The organism is Variovorax sp. YR566 (assembly GCF_051992195.1).
Taxonomy (GTDB): domain Bacteria; phylum Pseudomonadota; class Gammaproteobacteria; order Burkholderiales; family Burkholderiaceae_C; genus Variovorax.
In genome coordinates, this window is the sequence record NZ_CP197092.1 from 5,389,685 (window position 1) to 5,407,481 (window position 17,797).

The following is a 17,797-nucleotide window of genomic DNA, read 5'->3' on the forward strand; positions in this document are numbered from 1 at the left end:
CATGGCAATGGGCGACGAAACACCACGCCGCTACATCCTCACCCTCACCTGCCCGGACCGCACGGGCATCGTGGCGGGCGTAGGCAGTTTCATCGCAAGCCACGGCGGCCTGATCACTCAGGCCGCACAGCACGGTGACGCGCTGCACAACCGCTTCTACATGCGGGTGGAGATCCAGGCCGACACGCTGCCCTTCTACCTGGACGAACTGCGCGAACGCTTCGCGCCGGTCGCGAAGCAGTTCGACATGGAGTGGAGCGTTTCCGACAGCTCGGTGAAGAAACGCATGCTGGTGCTGGTGAGCAAGCTCGACCACTGCCTGAACGACCTGCTGCACCGCTGGCGCAACAAGGACTTGCACTGCGAAATTCCGTGCGTGATCTCCAATCACAACGACCTGCGATCCTTCGTCGAGTGGCACGGCATCCCGTTCTTCCACGTGCCGGTGACGCCCGACACCAAGACGCAGGCCTACGCCGAAGTGGAGCGGCTGTTCCGCGAGTTCAGCGGCGACTTCATGGTGCTCGCGCGCTACATGCAGGTGCTGTCGGACGACATGACCCAGCGCCTGCGCAACCGCATCATCAATATCCACCACAGCTTCCTGCCGGCCTTCGTCGGCGGCAAGCCCTACCACCAGGCCTTCGAGCGCGGCGTGAAGATGACCGGCGCAACCAGCCACTACGTGACGGCCGAGCTCGACGCCGGCCCGATCATCGAACAGGGCGTGATCGACATCGACCACGGCAACTCGATCGAGGAGATGGTGCGGCTCGGCAAGGACATCGAAAAGAGCGTGCTGTCGCGCAGCGTGCGCCTCCACCTGGAAGACCGGATCCTGGTCCATCGCAACAAGACGGTGGTCTTCAAGTAACCCTCCCCCAATCAACGAGTCCTCCGACACATCATGGCGACGCCACTTCCCTCCCATGCGCAGGTCGTCATTGCGGGCGGCGGCATTGCCGGCTGCAGCGCGGCCTACCACCTCACCCAGCTCGGCTGCACCGACGTGATCGTGCTCGAACAAGGCCAGCTCACCTGCGGCACGACCTGGCATGCCGCCGGGCTGGTCGGCCAGCTGCGCGCGAACCGCAGCATGACGAAGATGAGCCGCTACGGCATCGACCTGTATGCCTCGCTCGAAGCCGAGACGGGCCTGGCCACCGGCTGGAAGCAGTGCGGCAGCATCACGGTCGCCCGAACGCCCGAGCGCATGACTCTTCTGCGACGGACCATCGCCACAGCCCGCAGCTTCGGCATCGAGGCCGAGTTCATCACGCCGGCCGAAGCGCTGGAGTTGTGGCCGCTGATGCGCATCGACGATCTCGTGGGCGCAGTCTGGCTGCCCGGCGACGGCAAGGCGAACCCGACCGACCTCACGCAATCGCTGGCCAAGGGCGCGCGCAACCGCGGCGCGAAAATTTTCGAGGGCGTGCAGATCACCGGCACGATCATCGAGAACGGCCGCATCGTCGGCGTCGAGACCAGCCAGGGCACGGTGCGCTGCGAGAGCTTTCTCAACTGCGCCGGCCAATGGGCGCGCGAGCTGGGCAAGATGTCGGGCGTCAACATTCCGCTGCATTCGGCCGAGCACTTCTACCTGGTCACCAAGGAGATCGAAGGCGTCCACCGGGACCTGCCGGTGCTGCGCGACCCCGACGGCTACATCTACTACAAGGAAGAAGTCGGCGGCCTGGTGATGGGCGGCTTCGAGCCGGTGGCCAAGCCCTGGGGCATGGACGGCATCCCGCCGAAGTTCGAGTTCCAGCTGCTGCCGGACGACATGGACCAGTTCCAGATCCTGCTCGACGAAGCGGTGCACCGCACGCCGGCGCTGGAGACCACCGAGATCAAGCTGTTCCTGAACGGCCCCGAGAGCTTCACGCCGGACGGCAACTTCATCCTCGGCGAAGCGCCCGAAGTGCGCGGCTATTTCGTGGCCGCCGGCTTCAACTCGGCCGGCATCGCCAACGCGGGCGGCGCGGGCAAGCTGATCGCCGAATGGATCGTCGGCGGCGCCGCGCCGGCCGATCTGCTCGACGTGGACATCCGCCGCTTCGCGCCCTTCAACAGCAACAAGCGCTGGCTGAAGGACCGCACGGTGGAAGCGCTCGGGCTGCACTACGCAATGCGCTGGCCGCGCCACGAGCTGGAGTCCGGACGACCGCTGCGCCGCTCGCCGCTGTACGACCGGCTCAAGGCCAAGGGCGCCGCCTTCGGCAGCAAGCTGGGATGGGAGCGCGCGAGTTGGTTCGCATTGCCGGGGCAAGAGGCGCATGCCCGCTACGGCTTCGGCCGCCCCGACTGGCTGGATGCCTGCATCGAAGAGCAGATGGCGGTGCGGCGAGACGTGGTTGTCTTCGACCAGACCTCGTTCGGCAAGCTCATGGTGCAGGGCCGCGACGCCGAGCTGCTGCTGCAGCGCCTGTGCGCCAACGATGTGGCGATCCGGCCTGCAAGCATGGTCTACACCGCGCTGCTCAACGAACGCGGCGGCTTCGAGAGCGACCTCACGGTGATGCGGCTGGCGGCAGACTGCTTCCTGATCATCACCGGCTCCGCTCAGCCCTGCCGCGACATCGGCCACATCAGGCGCCACCTGCATGCGCACGAGCATGTGACGGTGACGGACGTGACCTCCAGCTACTGCACCCTCACGGTGACCGGCCCGAAGGCGCAGCAGCTGCTGTCCCGGGTCACGCCGCAGGACCTGGGCAAGGAGGCGTTTCCGCAATCGGCAGTGATCGAGATCGATGTCGGCTACGCGCGCGCACTCGCGGCCAAGGTCTCGTACGTCGGCGGTCCGGGATGGGAGCTGTACATCCCGACTGAGATGGCGGTGCATGTGTACGACACGCTGTTCGACGCGGGCGCCGACCTGGGCCTTCGCGACGGCGGCTACTACACGATCGACGCCTTGCGCATCGAGGCCGGGCGCCGGGCCTTCGGCCTCGAACTTGGTCCGGACGAAAACCCGTTCGAGGCGGGCCTGGAATTCGCGGTCCAGCTGGACAAGCCGGTTGCCTTCATCGGACAGGCCGCGCTCGCGAAGATCACACCCGAACGGCTCTCCAAGCGGCTGATGATGTTCACGCTGGACGACCCGCAGGCCTTCGCATGGGGTGGCGAACCGATCCTGCGCAACGGCAAGGCCGTCGGCGAGCTGACCTCCACGGCTTACAGCGCGGTACTGGAGCGGATGGTGGTGATGGGCTACGTACGCAGCGCCGAGCCACTGACGAGGGAAGAGGCAATGCACGGCGAGTACGAAATCGACATCGCCGGCCAGCGCTTTGCAGCCACGCCGCAATCGCGGCCGCCTTACCCTTCGCTCATCAAGGCTGCGCTCGAACGGCGCGGATAGCTGAAACCAGCCTGACGCCCGCTGAAGGCGGCGCAACCCCAGGGCCTATCCGCTGGCCTTGACGGCCTCCACCAGATGCCGCACGAAGGCTTTCGCGGCATCGGGCAGCGAGCGGCCCGCCATGGTCTCTATCTCCAGGTGCCGCTCGTTCATTTCGCGGTCTTTCACGGGGAGGGCGACCAGCGCCTTGCTCTGCAGCAGCGTGCGTATCGACAGCGGGCCGTAGAAGGCGATGCTGCCGCCGCCGGCCGCTGCAAAGCTCAGCAGCGCATTCGCGTGGTTGCTGGACATGGCCTGTGAATAGCGCAGCCCCTGCCGGGCGCAGCTTGCGTCGAGCAGGCGGCGTATGGAGCTGTCTTCCTGCGGCAGCCCCAGCGGATACGCGACCACCTGGCGCAGCGACAGCTGCCGTTGCTGCGCCAATGGGTGGTCCCTGGCCATCACGGCGAGGATGGGGCTGGGGTACCGCAGCTGGATCTCGATGCCGGGCTCGGGCGCAGCGCTCAGGGTGATTCCTACGTCGGCCTCGCCGTCGCGCACCTGGCTCGAAATATCGGTGGGCGAGCAGACCTCCAGGTGAAAGCGGATGCCCTCGTGCTTGCGGCGGAAGTCCGCGATCAGCCTGGGAATGAAGTCAAAGGCAAAGCCCTCGGTGCTCGCCACGCGCACATGGCCGCTGCGCAGGCCGCGCAGGCCGGCGATGTCGTTCGTGACCCGCTCGATGTCTTGTTGCGCCCGCTTGGCGTGTGCCGCCAGCAGCTCGCCCGCGGCATTGGGCACCATGCCGCGCGCATGGCGCTCGAACAGCAGGGTGTCGAGTTCGCGCTCCAGCCGCGCCACCTGCCGGCTCACCGCCGAGGGCGCCACGTTGAGCTTGAGCGCTGCCTCCTTCACGGAGCCGGTTTTCACGACCTCGAGAAAGTAGCGCACCGCGGTCTCCTGCAAGGCACGAAGCTGCATGAATTTCTCCTGTGGCGTGGCCCGAAACGAATTGCGTGGATTGCCGATTCGGCAACGCAGAATTCTAAACATTGCGCTTGTGACACCGGCATGACGCTCCTAGGATGAACCCGCCCTCCCCCGATCCCCATCGAAATCCCCGTCGAAATCCAGGAGTTCCCGATGAACCGTCTCCCGCTCATGGCGCGCATGGCACTGGTATGTGGCCTCGCACTTGGCGCCCTGCCGCTGACCGCGCCCGCCGCCGCGGCGGCGGACTTTCCCTCGCGCCCGATCACGCTGGTCATTCCGTTCCCGCCGGGTGGGGCGACGGACGTCAACGGGCGCGTGATCGCGCAACGTCTGGGCAAGGAGCTCGGCCAGCCCGTCATCATCGAGAACCGCGCGGGCGCCGGCACGGTGGTCGGCGCAAGCTATGTTTCGAAGGCCGCGCCCGACGGCTACACGCTGCTGATCAGCTCGGGCTCGACGTTCACCGTCAACCCCGCGATCCGCGCCACCCTGCCCTACGACCCGGTGAAGAGCTTCGACCCCATCGGCATCGCGGGTCGCGTCGCGCTGATCCTGCTGGCGAACAGCGAGGTGCCTGTGCAGACGGTGAAGCAGTTCGTCGATTACGTGAAGGCTTCGCCGGGCAAGTATTCGTACGGCTCCTTCGGCACCGGCACCACCGCGCAGTTCGCCGGCGAAACCATGCTGCATGCCACTGGCCTGAAGATGACGCACATCCCCTACAAGGGCAGCGCGCCCGCAATGACCGACCTGATGGGAGGCCAGATTCCGTTCAGCATCGACACGGTGAGCGCGGCGATCCCGCAACTCAAGAGCGGAAAGATCAAGGCCATTGCGCTGACGACTGCGAAGCGCTCCGCCCTGCTGCCCGACGTGCCCACCTTCGCCGAGAGCGGTTATGCCAGCGTCGACATGGACTCGTGGCTGATGATCGCCGTCCCGAAGGGCGTGCCCGCCGACGTGAAGGCCAAGCTTGAGAAGGCGCTGGCCGCGACCATCGCCGACCCCGAAACGCGTACCAAGCTGCTGGGCCAGGGGCTGGAGCCGGCGTTCAGCAGCAGTACCGCGTCGAGTGAGCTGATCAACCGCGAACTGCCCTTGATGCGTGCCGTTGCGGCTCGCGCAAACATCACAGCCGACTGATGAACCCGACGAACAACACTTCCCGCGACACCAGCACTGAGCTCGTCGAAAAATCCGCCGTCGAACTGCGCCGCCTCATCGGCAGCAAGGCCATCTCGCCCGTCGAGCTCCTTGAAGCATGCATCTCGCGCATCGAGCGCGTGAACCCCTTCGTCAACGCGGTGACCGCAACCTGTTTCGAGCGAGCGCGCAACGAAGCCATGGTGGCCGAAAGCGCCGTGATGCGCGGCGACTCGCTCGGCCTGCTGCACGGCCTTCCGCTGGGCGTGAAAGACCTGGAGCCCACCGAAGGCCTGCTCACGACCTGGGGCTCGGCGATCTACCGCGACCACGTGCCCACGGAAGACATCGAGCTGGTCGCCCGCCTGCGCCGCGCGGGCGCCATCGTGGCGGGCAAGACCAACGTGCCCGAGATGGGCGCGGGCGCCAACTCGCGCAACGACGTGTGGGGCGCCACGGGCAACCCCTTCAATCCGAACCTGAATGCCGGCGGCTCCTCGGGCGGCTCGGCGGCTGCGCTGGCCTGCGACATGCTGCCCGTGTGCACCGGCTCCGACACCGGCGGGTCGCTCCGCATTCCGGCGGCCAAGTGCGGCGTGGTGGGCTTCCGGCCGTCGCCGGGCATCGTGCCCAGCGTGCGCAAGCCATTGGGCTGGACGCCTATTTCGGTCGTCGGCCCCATGGGCCGGACGGTGGAAGACGCCTGCCTGCAGATGGCTGCATCCGCCGGCATGCACGCGGGCGACCCGCTGAGCTATCCGCTCGACCCGATGTCTTTTCTGGCGCCCGCGCAGGTCGACCTGGCCGGCCTGCGTGTGGCGTGGACCGAAGACTTCGGCACCTGCGCAGTGGACGACGGCATCCGCGCCACCTTCCGGCAGAAGATCGAAGCCATGCGGCACCTGTTCCGCCGCTGCGACAAGGTCGAGTTCGACATGGGCGAGGCGCACCGCTGCTTCGACGTGCTGCGTGCCGAGGCCTTCGTGGCGGGCATGCAGGCGGCCTACGAGCGCGACCCCGCCAGCCTGGGACCCAACCCGCGCGCGAACTACGAGATGGGCGCTCGCATGAGCCTGCTCGACAGCGCCTGGGCGCAGGCCGAGCAGACGCGGCTCATCAAGCGCTTTCAGACGACCTTCGCCGACTACGACCTGGTGCTGTCGCCCACCACGCCGGTGTCTCCCTTTCCGTGGACGCAGCTGTATGCCGGCCACATCAACGGAGAGCAGCAGGCCAACTACTACCGCTGGCTGGCGCTGACCTACGTGGTCACGCTCACCACGCACCCGGCCATTTCGCTGCCCTGCGGACTCGACCATGCGGGCATGCCCTTCGGGCTGCAGGTGGTGGGCGGCTTTCGCGCCGACCACCAGGTGCTGGGCGCAGCGCGGGCGATGGAAGAAGCCTTCTCGGCCCACGCGCAGCTGCGCCGCCCGCGGCCCGACCTGGCCTCGTTGCGCATGGCCGAACCCGCGCTGACCTCGATCGTCAAGACGCCGCCGGTCTTCGACCGTCGCGGTACGAGGGCCGCCGCGGCGTCTGCCGTCTGAGGGAGCCGAGTCGCCAAGGCGCGGGGGAAGCCTTGCCATGTCGCACGCGGGTGCGTCAAATGCCGGGCATCTTCACTCACAGCCTCAGGAGAACCATGGCCATCGACACCCTCGCCACCTGGCACCGGCTCGTCAAGGAACGCGACGTGGCGGGGCTCGACGCCCTGCTGGACGACGAGGCCGTCTTCCACTCGCCGGTGGTGCACAAGCCCCAGGTCGGGAAAGCCATCACGCAGAAGTACCTGGCCGCGGCGTTCCAGGTCTTCTTCAACGAGGGCTTCCGCTATGTGCGCGAGCTCCGGTCCGCGAACGACGCCGTGCTCGAATTCGCGCTGGAGCTGGACGGCATCCAGATCAACGGCGTCGACATGATGAAGTGGAACGACGCAGGCAGGATCACCGAGTTCAAGGTGATGCTGCGCCCCCTGAAGGCGGTGAACCTCATTCACCAGAAGATGGCGGCGCAGCTCCAGGCGGCGCAATCCTAGTCAATCCCAGTCAGTCGGCGACGACCTGCAGGCTGCCCTGCACGCTGTACGCCCGCACGCACATGCGGGTCAGCTGCACGAGAAAGCGGAACACGGTCGGCTCGCACAGGCAGTCCGGCGTGATCGCCATGATGTCCTTGCGGAACTCCATCAGCCGGTCGCCGGACATCGCCATTTCGGCGGAGGCGCCGTAGTAGTTCTTCCAGAAGTCCTGCAGCAGGCCGCGCTTGACTTCGTCGATCACGAGCGTGTAGCCGCGCTCCCAGACCTCTTCGTCCATGGGCAGGCAGTCGACGCCGGGATCCTCCGGGCGGGCACCTGGGGGCACCAGGAACACGCGCCGCATGGCGACTCTTTCAACGGCGGTCTGCGAGTGCATCGCCGGACTCCGGAACTTCAGCGGTGATGGCTGCCTCAGCGGCATGGGGTATTGCAACATGGCGTGGCTTTCTCATGGTCGTCATCCTCGGCGGAGGCGCACGTTGTGTGACAGGCTTGGAATTTCAGGCCGCGAGCAGTCGCAGGCGGCTCGCATTGGAATGGGCCAGGCTCTCCGGCTGGTCCCAGGTACCGTCCGCGTTCAGCGTGGTGGTCAACGCGTAGACGCCTGCCGGGAATGGCAGCTCCAGCGGGTTGTTGACCGTGCTGACGTCGATCACGCCGCCCTCCTCGTAGTCACCGTAGGCGATGAAGTACTTGGGCCGCGGCGAGAAGGCCAGGTTCTGGTTGGGGCGCGCCTGCGCCGCATACACCGTGCTGCCCCCCATGGTCACGCCCACGGCGGCCGCGGACCTGATCGGGATGCTGGGCGATTCGGCGAGATAGAAGCGGGATTGGTCGGGCCCCTGGGTGGGGTTCACGAACCGGTATGCGCCGTTGTAGTCCAGCGTGATCTTGTTGTTCAGGCCGCTGGGGTCGTAGGTTTCAGTGGCGATGAACTGGATGCCGGGCTGCAGCTCGCCCGTCTCGGCCCAGGAGAAGCCGGTGTCGATGCTCCACTGGAACTTGACGCGCGAAGTCGGGCTCGGGTTCGAGAACCTGGCGAACCAGGCCAGCGACAGGGCATTCGGCGCCCATTGCGTCGGGTCGTTCTGGAACACCATGAAATAAGCCGAATGGCTCGCATGGTTGTTGACCGTGACGGAATAGATCATTCCCATGACAACTTCCCGGAAGTGGTTGATCAGCCAGTTCATGCCGCGACGGCGGCACCGAACTTGACGTCACTCTAGGGAGCGCAGGGGTCGAATGGAATTACAGACGATTACACAGGCTGTGCACCGCCCTGGATCTCGAAGGGATAGTTGCCCAGCCGCACGGTCCCGCGACGCCGCTCGACCAGCGGCGGCTCGGCCAGATGGGGCGGCAATGCATTGAGGATCTGGTGCTTGGCGCGAAAGATCTGGATGTTCACGTAAGAGGGCTCCACGCCCAGCATGCGCGACAGTTCGTCCAGCCCGATCCAGCCCTGGCTCTGCGGCGCGATTCCTCTTTGCGCGTCTTTCTGGCGCACGCGCGCGAGCGTGACGAGGGTGTAGTGATGGATGCGTTCGCCGAGCGATACCGACTTGCCTTCCGCCACCAGGCTCAGGCTCGTGTGCTCCTCGTTCTGGCTGACGTTGAAGTGCAGCGCGACATCCGCCGATGCCGAGCCCGGCGCCGACGGCGTGATCGGGTTCTCGGAAGTGAACGCCAGGTCGTCGCACAGCACGAACTCCCACGTGCGAACCGCGGTGCGGACCATGGCACCGTCGCTCAGGGGCTCGATGCCGTCGATGTGCTCGAGCATCCATCTGCCGTCCTGGAAATACACGTTCACTTCGGGCTGGTGCTCGTCCGGCAGCAGGTTCTCGCGCAGGCCCAGCGCCAGCGGGGCAACGCCTCCATCGACAGGAAAAAGGCAGGTGACCGGCGGTGCCAGGTCGACCACGGTCCAGGCCGTTTCATCGCCCACGCCCATGCGGACTTCGGCGCCCACGGGCAAGGCAGTCCATCGGCCGCTGGGCAGCCGCTCGCCGTTCACGGTGGTGCCGTTGCGGCTCTGGTCGACGATTTCCCATGTGTGCCTGTTCCATCGCACCATCGCATGGACCTGCGACACGTCCGCTGCCTTCAGCACCGTCTGGCACGCCGAGGCGCGGCGGCCGAAGGCGTGCACGGGTCGCAGCATGATGGCGCGCTCGTCGAGCTTGTTCCTGAAAATGGCCATCGGCTTTCCCTTTTCTCCTTCTCTTGAAATCGGACCGTATCAGACGTACAGCGCCTGCGGATTCAGGTCGCTTTCGCACACCGGAGTGTCGCGCCATCCCATGGCGACTGGAACGCGGTACAGGCGCGGATTGCCCAGCTCCGGCCAGATGTGGCACAGCCCCGGCACGACCACCTTCACAGTGTGCAGGGGAATGTCGGGGCGCGTGTGGTCCAGGACGATGGTTTCCAGGCCGAGCGCGGCGGCAATGGCAACGCAGCGCCGGATCTCCCCGGCGATGTCCGTGCGCGCGGCTGGCGCCGGCACGACGTTGCCCGCGCCCGACGGCATGAGAAAGCGCGGCGGGCCTTCTTCCCTGGCTTCCCCGGCGGCACGCTGCATCGCGAAGGTCTTGCCGGCCGCGATCAGCTGGCTCATTTCGGTGAGCGCGCGCTCGCAGGCCAGCGCACGGTCGGGGCTGCAGCCGAAGCCGATGGCCCACGCGCCCGTTTGCAGATGCCGGCCGATGGCAACCGCCACCGGAATGCCGAAATCGTGGGTGATGTCGAGCACCCAGCGCTCCCATTGCGGGCCGCAGGTGCGCTCGACGCGCTGGCGGATTTCGTCGGACAGGCCGCCAAGGTCGATGGCCGGCCTGGGAACTTCGCCGTACCACCAGATGGCGGCGGCATCGCGCTCCACCAGTTCGAGAAAGCCCTGCAGGATGGCTTCCTCGCGCGTGTTCCCGGCGGCGCAGCCGTTCGATGTCCAGCTGACGTGGCACTGGCTTTGCGCCGGCGCGTGGGCAAAGCAGAAGGCCAGCGGCAGGTAGCAGCGTTCATCGGCCGTGAGCGACCAGGCAGGCGTCCACCATGCGGGCCCGGACGACACGGACGACGCCACGGCATGCGGAGGCTTCTGCGCCGTGTCGAATCGCTCGCGCTGCCGGTCGCTGAAGAGCGCCAGCGCCTGCGGCTGGATGCAGCGCGCATCGAGGTCGGCGGCGAAGGCCACGACCGAGGCTTCGTCGCCCTGGTGGAAGGCGGCATAGCGCTCGACCGCCTCGCACAGCGCGCTGGCGCGGGACTGGTCCATCGACATGCCCTTGCCGAGGCAGATCTGGGTCAGCGCGCCGGGCAAGAGGTCGTCGCCGGGCGGCGGCGTCCTGAAGATTTCGCTGCGGTAGACCGTCAGCGCGCCCTCCGACTCGGCGTTCAGCGGCGCGATCTGCGCGATCACGCCGCACAGCGGGCTGACGTGTGGCGCCAGCCGCGCCACCGTGACCGAGGCCGGCACCGTGCGCCAGCCGCCATCGCGCCGGCCAATGGGTAGGCCCGGCGCCAGCACGATGCGTTCGCGTTGCCGCTGCGCGACGAGCCCCGGCGTTCCGCAATGCGGGCACTGGGGGCGGGCGGCGACGGAATGCAGCTGCGGTGAATCCAGCGTCCGCACCTGTGCGTCCGCATGCGTGGCGATCTGCTGCGCTATGGGCAGCAACTGGCCGAGACGTTCGGCGACTAGCCGGTCACCTGCCCGCACCGGCAGACCGCTGCCCGGGGTGCCATGCCGCGCCTGCCACCATGCACGCGCCGGCCGGTTCCTCAGCCAGCGGTGCGCGAGGCAATGCCAGCAGGGACCGGCCGTCGCCGTGCCCGGCCTGAAGAATGGGCCGGCCATGGCCTGTTCTCCGGTGGGCTTGACCAGCAGCCAGGGACGACCCGAGGCGCGCTGCTGCGCATCGATGGTGCCGAGCCGGGGGTCGAGGTAGTCGTCGCAAAAAACGAGGGTGAGGCCGGTGTCGGCGAACGCCTGCGCCCAGCCGCTTGCCGCGTCGCCGCTCACCGCGTTCGACAGCGCGATGACATCCACGTGGTCGGAGATGGCCGTGCGCACATGCACCGCAGAAAAATCGGGCACGAGGTACGGCTCGCCGCCGTCCATCGCAACGGGTCGCACGAGCCCCTGGCGCGTCAATGCTTCGAGCGCATGCAGCATCTGTGCGAGCAGTGCGGCTGCGCCTTCGGTGCGGCAATAGGTGGCGAGGCTGACGCGCTCGCGCAGCACACGTTCGACGGCCATGACGCCCGGGGAACCGAGCACCGACAGGTCGTTCTCGCTGGGCAGCAGCAGGCGGTCTTGCAGCACCACCGGCGGCAGGTACTTGTCGTGCCAACGAAAAACCTCGCCGAAGAAATCCGGCGCCGCCGCAGCGCTACTCATCGTCTTTCAGGCCCAGCGCGAGGCGCACGACGGCGTAGGGCCAGGCCCCCGTCGTGGCCCGGAACGCCGCCTCGAACAGCCGATGCTGTTCCGAGAATTGCGCGTAGATATGGTCTTCGGACAGCACCCGCATCGACGGATGCAGGCCTGCGATGCGGGCGCCATCCTCGAAGCCCGACACCACCGGCAGCCGCATGCCGCCCACTTCCATGGGCATGCGCGCGAACACTGGATGCACGTGGTCGAGCACGACGACACATGGCGCCGTGCTGTGTTCGAAGCGCCCGGCCAACCGGCGCAAAAGCGCCTCCAACGGCGCCTGCGGCAGATACGGGCAGACGCCCTCCAGCATTGCGAGCACGGGCCGCTCGCCGGGCAGGCCGGCGACGTCGAACCACGCGTCGTCGAGTACCGAGCACGCAAGGTCGCTCTCGCTCTCGTGGCGCACCACATGCTGCGCCCGCAGGGCGATGGCCTCCGGCAGATCGATGTTCAGCCAGCGGGAATCCGCCGTCACGGCCGCCCCGAGGCGGCTGCGCCGGGTGCACAGCCCCGCGCCGAGCGTGATGCACAGGCCGGCAGGGTGGGCTGCGAGGAACTCGGCCGCGTAGCGGTCGAACAGTGCGGCGCGCAGGACAACGCTCCTGACGAATGCCGCGTCCGTCGCATAGGCCGACAGATCGAAAGGCAGCGACGCCGCGATGCGCCGCGCCTCGGGATCGGAAAACACCGACGCCTCGGCCACGCTGCCGGAGTCCGCACGCGCGGCCAGCGTCAGCAGGAGCGTGGCCGAGGCGCCTTGCAGCGCGCCCGTGGCCTGCCCCTGTTCGGCAGCGGACTCAGCAGGTGAAGGGATAGGCCGGGCCCGTGTTGTTGTACGAGGTGAGCGCGATCGGCCGCAGCTCCACTTCCACCGGAGCAGTCGGGTAGTTGAGACGGATGCCGTTCTTGATCAACGAGTCGTTGGCGTTCTTCAGGTTCCATTCGCCCTTCGCCGCGTCCCACGTGAAGGCGGAGTTGGTCGTGAACAGGATCTTGAAGTTGAACGGGTTGTTGTAGCCCAGCCATTGGCTCAGCACGGGCGCCTTGTCGGTGTCGGGGTCGCGCGTCAGGTCGAAAAGGAACTCCGGCGATTGCCATGCGAGGGCGACCGCACGCAGCACCACGCCGCCGAACGCCAGCAGCGAACCGTCGCCGCCGCCAGGAATGCCGAGGCCGGTGGGCAGCGCGCCACCAATGAGGCCGGTCGGCGTTTCGAAGGCGGCAGCAGGGCCCATGAAGTCCGGGAACAGCTGGTAGTAAGCGGCCAGGGCCTCCGTAGGCTGCGACGACGGTGCCTGTGGCAGCACGATGACAAAGGAATCGTCAGGGCCGACCCAGCCGGACGTCAGCATCGGCTTCCATGCGGCGCGCATGTCCGGATTGGGGTCCTGGAAGAGCGAGATGTCGAGCAGCGGCCACTGCGTCGGCAGGCCGAAGTCGTCGTGCAGCATCTGCTGGATGTCCGACGCGCCGAGCAGCTTTGCGCGATAGGCGTCGTCTTGCCACGATTTGGCAATGCCGCGCAGGTAGGCAAGGCGGAATTCGAGCAAAGGGTCGGCAGCTTGGCTTTGAAAGGTCATGGTGACTTCATCCTTGGTTCAAGACATGGTTCGAGAAACAGGCGCATGCACGGGCATGCGCGACGACAGTTCCGGCCGCAGGTCGGCCAGCTCCTTGAGGCGTCCAGCCACGTTGTGCCCGGCGGGTGCCAGTGCCTGCAACGCCGCCAGGGCTTCGTATTCGGTTCTGTACTTCGCACCCTCGCGCGCGACGTTGGCGGCCTGCGAGAAGCACTCGGCCACTGCGTCGTGTTCGCCGCCCGAGGCCTGCAGGTAACGGGCCTTCTGCAGATGGAGCTCGGACCTGTAGAGCCCTTCCTTGAGCTCGTCCGCCAGGCGCAGGCACTCGTCGATCCGCTCCAGCGCCTCGCTCCAGCGGCCATTGGCGGCCAGCGTGTCGGCGGCAAAGGCGCGGTAGTAGGTCTGGCAATAGCGGCAGCCCATGCCCCACAGCGCCTGCACCCAGCCGTCGGCCTGCGCGATGTTGTCGACGTCGCCGGTAGCCCAGCAGCGGATGATTGCCGCGTAGCCCTGGAATGCCGGCAGGCCATAGCGCTCGGTGATGCCGAGCAGCTCGCCCGTGCTCACCAGCGCCCGCGCCTTGTCGTTGCGGCCCTGATGGCCAAGGCTCTGGTACAGCAGGGCCATGCTCAGCGACGGAATGTGCGACATCTCGCGAGCCCAGCGCACGGCATTGGTGGCGTCGGCGCGCGCGGCCGCGTCGTGGCCCGCGAACCAGCGCACGAGTGCGCGCCCCGTGGTCGCCCACACGCGGGTGTCGAAGCCGAAGTAGGCGGCATGGTGCGCATGCCCCTCGGGGCTGTAGCGCTCGATGCCGTCCGTCAGCGACTGCTCGGCGCGCTCGAAATAGCCATCGGAATAGTGCGCGAGCCCGAGGTACGTTTGCGCCGCGACGAACACGCCCTCGTCCTGCTGCTGGGTGGCGTGGTCGAGCAGCCGGTTGCTCAGCTGCTGCACCTCGGCGCGATTGCTCGCGACGTGGTGGAAGGTGATCAGCGTCCACAGGTGCTGCACCTGCTTCTCGCGCGCCACGTCGTCGGAGAGCAGCTCTTGCGACAGGGCGATGCGGTCCACCACCTGCGCATGCGCCCAGCCATACTTGTTCATCATGGCCTGCGTGACATAGCTGTTCACATCGAGCCGCGCCTCGCGCTGCGCGGCGCTGTCCAGGTGCGCCATCCAGCCGTCGATGTGCTGGGCATAGGCAATGGTTTCGTCGTTCAGCGAGCGGTGCTGGGTAATGAGCAGCTGCCGCACGGCCAGCGCGACGGCCTCCGCATGCTCGCCCGCATCGGCCCAGTGCTGGGCCACGCTGCCCGGTTCGCTGGCCACGCGCTGAGGCTGGCTGCTCAGCAGCGTCTGCGCGACGTTGCGGTGCTGTTGCCGGCGCTGCGCGTCGAGCATGCATTCGTAGGCGGTGTCGCGGATCAGCGCGTGGCGGAAGATGAAGGCGCCCGGCGGCCCGGCCGGGGCCACGAGCCCCGCGTCGAGCAGCACGGCCATGTCCTTGTCCATCGCTTCGGGCGACTTGCCCGAACAGGCGCACAGCAATTCGGCATCGAACTGCCGCCCGATGGTGGCTGCCAGCTGCAGCAGGCCCTTGACGGAGCCCAGCCGGTCGAAGCGGCTGACCAGAGAGTCGCGCAGCGTGACCGGAATGGCAGCCGGCTGCGCCGTGTCCTTGAAGACCCAGACGCCCTCCTGTTCCACCAGGTAGGCGTCGAGCAGCATGCGCGCCATTTCCTGGATGAACAGCGGCACGCCGTCGGTGCGCGCGACCACGTTGTCGATCACCTGCTGCGCGGCGACTCTTGGCGCCAGCGCCTGCCGGGCCAGTTCTGCGGCCTGCGCGTCTTCGAGCCGACGCACCTCGATGCACTCGGCCTGCAGCGCCGGCGGCTTCACCCATTCGGGCCGCGCGGTCAGCACCAGCAGCACGCGCTGCTGCGGCAATTGGGCAACCAGCTGCTCGACGAACTCGATGCTGGTGGGGTCGGCCCAGTGCACGTCTTCGAGCAGGAGCAGCAGCGGCGCCGCCTCGGCCATGTGCAGCAGCCACTGTGCGGTCGACTGCAGCAGCAATCCCTTCTGCATCGCGGGAGACACCTGGCTGGGTGCGCGATCGCCCAGTGGGAGAGACAGCCATGCGCAGAAGATCGGCAGTACCGCTTCGGCATCGCAGCCGGCGGCCTGCAGGGCCTCGCGCAGCCGCTCGCGCCGGGCGTCGGGCGTGGTTGCGTCCGGCGCGGCTTCGAGGCGCTGGCGCAGCAGCGTCAGGAACGGCGTCAGCGCGTTGTTCTGGTTCTCGGGCTGGCACTGCGCGCTGACGGTCTGCCAGCCTTCCCGCGCCACCTGCTCGCGCAGCACGTCGGCAAGGCACGACTTGCCGATGCCGGGCTCGCCGCGGACCCACACCGCGCCGCCGTGGCCTTGCCGGGCCTGCGCCCATGCGGCGCGCAACTGTTGCAGTTCGGGCTCGCGTCCGATGCACGCGTTGTGCAGTGCCTGCTCCACGGATCCATGCGGCGCGGGCGCCTGCTGTTCACCGCCCAGGCGGTAGGTCTGGATGCCGCCGGACTGCCCCGGCAGGGTCACGTTGCCGGCCTTGTCGAAGCGCGCATGGCGGCCCAGCAGCCGGTAGCTGCTTTCGCTTGCCAGCAGCGTGCCGGTATCGGCCACGCCCTCGAGCCGCACCGCGACGTTGACGGCATGGCCCGACGGGATTTCTCCGGCGGCCACCACCGCCATGCCGGTGTGCATGCCCATGCGAATGCCCAGGTGCACGCCGTGCGCCTGCTCGATGGCGGCCGAGCGCTCGCGGCTCAGGTCGATCAGCTCCAGCGCCGTCATGCCGGCCTGCCGCGCATCGGTGTCGCTGGCGTGCGGATAGCCGAACAGCACGATCATCCGGTCGCCCAGCGTGCCGGCCAGCAATCCGCCGCGCCGCGTGGCGGTTTCCGCGAACAGGGTGAGCTCGTTGCGCTGCAGCAGTTCCAGGTTTTCGATGTCGGAGGGCAAAGCGTCGTCAATGCCCTCTTCGTCCGCGCCGGCGTCCGGCCAGACGGAGACGCTGCAGCACAGCACGGTGAGCTGCCGCTTTTCGGAAAAGCCGCGCGTGGTGGCCACGGTGTGGCTGAGAGCTTCGTCTTGCGCCTGCTTCGCCGATCGCAGCACGCCCACCAGGTCGTCAAGCCGCAGGCGCCCGAGTTCGGCCAGCAGCGTGGCCGCCGAATCGCTGCGGTCGGCCGCCTTTTTCCTCAATGCCTGGCGCAACACGGAGGCCACCGGATGGCTGGCGATTTCCGCCGGCAGAGGCACCTCTTGCGGGCTCAGTTGCTGGTGAAGAATTTCTGCCGCCGATGCGCCGCGAATGGCGGGCACGCCCGTCAGGCACTCGATGAACATCAGCCCCCAGGCATAGATATCGGACTTGACGCCGGGCGGCTCGCCGCGCAGCTGCTCGGGCGCGCTGTAGGCCGGCGTGCCCAGAGACTCGTCGGTCATCGTGAGCGTAGGGAACTCGGCGCCCCTGTTCGAGGGAATGACGGTGCTGATGCCGAAGTCGAGCACCTTCGCATGCGGGACGGCGCCGGTGAAGGTGACCATCACGTTGTCGGGCTTCAGGTCGCGGTGCACGATGCCTGCGCTGTGTGCGCAGTCCAGCGCGTCCAGCACTTCCGCCATGAGGTGGGCGGTCTCGGTGGCCGTCAGCGCGCCCTTGCGCCGGATCAGGCTGGTGAGCGTTTCGCCCGGCACGTACTCGAAGACGCCATAGACGCATGGGCCCTGCTCGCCCTTGTCGAGCAACTGGACGATGTGCGGGTGGTGCAGCGAGGCGCAGAGCTTGGTCTCGCGGTGGAAACGTGCAACGCGCTGGCTGCCGACCTGCAGCTTCACGACCTTGATTGCGACCACGGTGCCCGTGTTCTTCTGCAGCGCGCGATACACGGTGCCATAGCCGCCGGCGCCTAGCTCCTCCAGCAGCTCATAGCCCGGAATCTCCAACGGATTCGGCAATGATGATTGCGACACTGCGTGCGTGGGGTTGGTGACGGCATCCTGCATTTCAGTCTCGTCGTGATGGATCGTTGAGAGTCCTCCGGAGCGTGCTGCGGCCGCGATCTGCGCTGCGGCAGGAACGCGAATTAGACACTAATTGTTACTGTAGCGGACGCGAGGACTTTTCAACTGGGTCGCCCCAAAAAAGAAAACCCGCGCAACGCGCGGGAGGTTAGAACTTTTGAATGTAT

13 protein-coding genes are annotated in these 17,797 nt (G+C 67.4%); 5 read left to right on the forward strand and 8 right to left on the reverse strand.

Features of this window, described 5'->3' with window-relative positions; translation table 11 throughout:
- The first annotated feature begins 7 nt into the window (after positions 1 to 7).
- Entirely contained in the window at positions 8 to 874 is an 867-nt protein-coding gene (gene purU, locus ACTG4X_RS25260) for a formyltetrahydrofolate deformylase (protein ID WP_426389701.1), read from the forward strand.
- 33 nt (positions 875 to 907) lie between these two features.
- Positions 908 to 3,364 (forward strand): GcvT family protein, encoded by a 2,457-nt coding sequence (locus tag ACTG4X_RS25265; RefSeq protein ID WP_440532206.1) that lies wholly within the window; start codon positions 908 to 910, stop codon positions 3,362 to 3,364.
- Positions 3,365 to 3,409: 45 nt separating this feature from the next.
- Here ACTG4X_RS25265 and ACTG4X_RS25270 read toward each other — a convergent pair whose 3' ends face one another.
- On the reverse strand, positions 3,410 to 4,324 hold the full coding sequence (locus ACTG4X_RS25270) for a LysR family transcriptional regulator (RefSeq protein ID WP_093058829.1): 915 nt from the start codon (positions 4,322 to 4,324) through the stop codon (positions 3,410 to 3,412).
- A 162-nt stretch (positions 4,325 to 4,486) separates the two neighbouring features.
- On the opposite strand from ACTG4X_RS25270, the gene ACTG4X_RS25275 reads away from it, so the two are divergent.
- The 3 genes from ACTG4X_RS25275 (at position 4,487) to ACTG4X_RS25285 (ending at position 7,517) form a co-directional block, all read left to right on the forward strand.
- The gene (locus tag ACTG4X_RS25275) at positions 4,487 to 5,479 is read left to right on the forward strand and encodes a Bug family tripartite tricarboxylate transporter substrate binding protein (protein WP_093179730.1); all 993 of its coding nucleotides are present in this window, start codon (positions 4,487 to 4,489) and stop codon (positions 5,477 to 5,479) included.
- Positions 5,479 to 7,029 carry an amidase gene (locus ACTG4X_RS25280; RefSeq protein WP_093179728.1) on the forward strand — a complete coding sequence of 517 codons (1,551 nt, stop codon included), beginning with the start codon at positions 5,479 to 5,481 and terminating at the stop codon, positions 7,027 to 7,029. The genes ACTG4X_RS25275 and ACTG4X_RS25280 overlap by 1 nt, the downstream gene beginning before the upstream one ends.
- Before the next feature lie 95 nt (positions 7,030 to 7,124).
- Complete coding sequence (locus ACTG4X_RS25285; protein ID WP_093081417.1) at positions 7,125 to 7,517, forward strand: nuclear transport factor 2 family protein; 393 nt, start codon at positions 7,125 to 7,127, stop codon at positions 7,515 to 7,517.
- A gap of 10 nt (positions 7,518 to 7,527) precedes the next feature.
- On the opposite strand, the gene ACTG4X_RS25290 is transcribed toward ACTG4X_RS25285, so the two are convergent.
- The 7 genes from ACTG4X_RS25290 to ACTG4X_RS25320 form a co-directional block, all read right to left on the reverse strand.
- The gene (locus tag ACTG4X_RS25290; RefSeq protein ID WP_256216981.1) at positions 7,528 to 7,896 is read right to left on the reverse strand and encodes a hypothetical protein; all 369 of its coding nucleotides are present in this window, start codon (positions 7,894 to 7,896) and stop codon (positions 7,528 to 7,530) included.
- A gap of 124 nt (positions 7,897 to 8,020) precedes the next feature.
- Complete coding sequence (locus tag ACTG4X_RS25295; RefSeq protein ID WP_354339298.1) at positions 8,021 to 8,713, reverse strand: hypothetical protein; 693 nt, start codon at positions 8,711 to 8,713, stop codon at positions 8,021 to 8,023.
- Positions 8,714 to 8,781: 68 nt separating this feature from the next.
- On the reverse strand, positions 8,782 to 9,726 hold the full coding sequence (locus tag ACTG4X_RS25300; protein WP_093081415.1) for an FHA domain-containing protein: 945 nt from the start codon (positions 9,724 to 9,726) through the stop codon (positions 8,782 to 8,784).
- A gap of 39 nt (positions 9,727 to 9,765) precedes the next feature.
- Complete coding sequence (locus tag ACTG4X_RS25305) at positions 9,766 to 11,925, reverse strand: TOMM precursor leader peptide-binding protein (RefSeq protein WP_440532207.1); 2,160 nt, start codon at positions 11,923 to 11,925, stop codon at positions 9,766 to 9,768.
- Entirely contained in the window at positions 11,918 to 12,670 is a 753-nt protein-coding gene (locus ACTG4X_RS25310; RefSeq protein ID WP_440532208.1) for a class I SAM-dependent methyltransferase, read from the reverse strand. Before ACTG4X_RS25310 ends, ACTG4X_RS25305 begins: the two co-directional genes overlap by 8 nt.
- Before the next feature lie 94 nt (positions 12,671 to 12,764).
- Positions 12,765 to 13,547: a BMA_0021/BMA_0022 family TOMM bacteriocin gene (locus ACTG4X_RS25315; RefSeq protein WP_440532209.1), complete on the reverse strand. Its 783-nt coding sequence runs from the start codon at positions 13,545 to 13,547 to the stop codon at positions 12,765 to 12,767.
- 18 nt (positions 13,548 to 13,565) lie between these two features.
- Positions 13,566 to 17,612, reverse strand: a complete 4,047-nt coding sequence (locus ACTG4X_RS25320) for a TOMM system kinase/cyclase fusion protein (protein ID WP_440532210.1) — start codon at positions 17,610 to 17,612, stop codon at positions 13,566 to 13,568.
- Positions 17,613 to 17,797 lie beyond the last annotated feature (185 nt).

Coding starts and splice junctions, on each gene's coding strand:
- purU (WP_426389701.1), top strand. CDS start 8: ATGGGCGACGAAACACCACGCCGCTACATCCTCACCCTCACCTGCCCG.
- ACTG4X_RS25265 (WP_440532206.1), top strand. CDS start 908: ATGGCGACGCCACTTCCCTCCCATGCGCAGGTCGTCATTGCGGGCGGC.
- ACTG4X_RS25270 (WP_093058829.1), bottom strand. CDS start 4,324: ATGCAGCTTCGTGCCTTGCAGGAGACCGCGGTGCGCTACTTTCTCGAG.
- ACTG4X_RS25275 (WP_093179730.1), top strand. CDS start 4,487: ATGAACCGTCTCCCGCTCATGGCGCGCATGGCACTGGTATGTGGCCTC.
- ACTG4X_RS25280 (WP_093179728.1), top strand. CDS start 5,479: ATGAACCCGACGAACAACACTTCCCGCGACACCAGCACTGAGCTCGTC.
- ACTG4X_RS25285 (WP_093081417.1), top strand. CDS start 7,125: ATGGCCATCGACACCCTCGCCACCTGGCACCGGCTCGTCAAGGAACGC.
- ACTG4X_RS25290 (WP_256216981.1), bottom strand. CDS start 7,896: ATGCACTCGCAGACCGCCGTTGAAAGAGTCGCCATGCGGCGCGTGTTC.
- ACTG4X_RS25295 (WP_354339298.1), bottom strand. CDS start 8,713: ATGAACTGGCTGATCAACCACTTCCGGGAAGTTGTCATGGGAATGATC.
- ACTG4X_RS25300 (WP_093081415.1), bottom strand. CDS start 9,726: ATGGCCATTTTCAGGAACAAGCTCGACGAGCGCGCCATCATGCTGCGA.
- ACTG4X_RS25305 (WP_440532207.1), bottom strand. CDS start 11,925: ATGAGTAGCGCTGCGGCGGCGCCGGATTTCTTCGGCGAGGTTTTTCGT.
- ACTG4X_RS25315 (WP_440532209.1), bottom strand. CDS start 13,547: ATGACCTTTCAAAGCCAAGCTGCCGACCCTTTGCTCGAATTCCGCCTT.
- ACTG4X_RS25320 (WP_440532210.1), bottom strand. CDS start 17,612: ATGCAGGATGCCGTCACCAACCCCACGCACGCAGTGTCGCAATCATCA.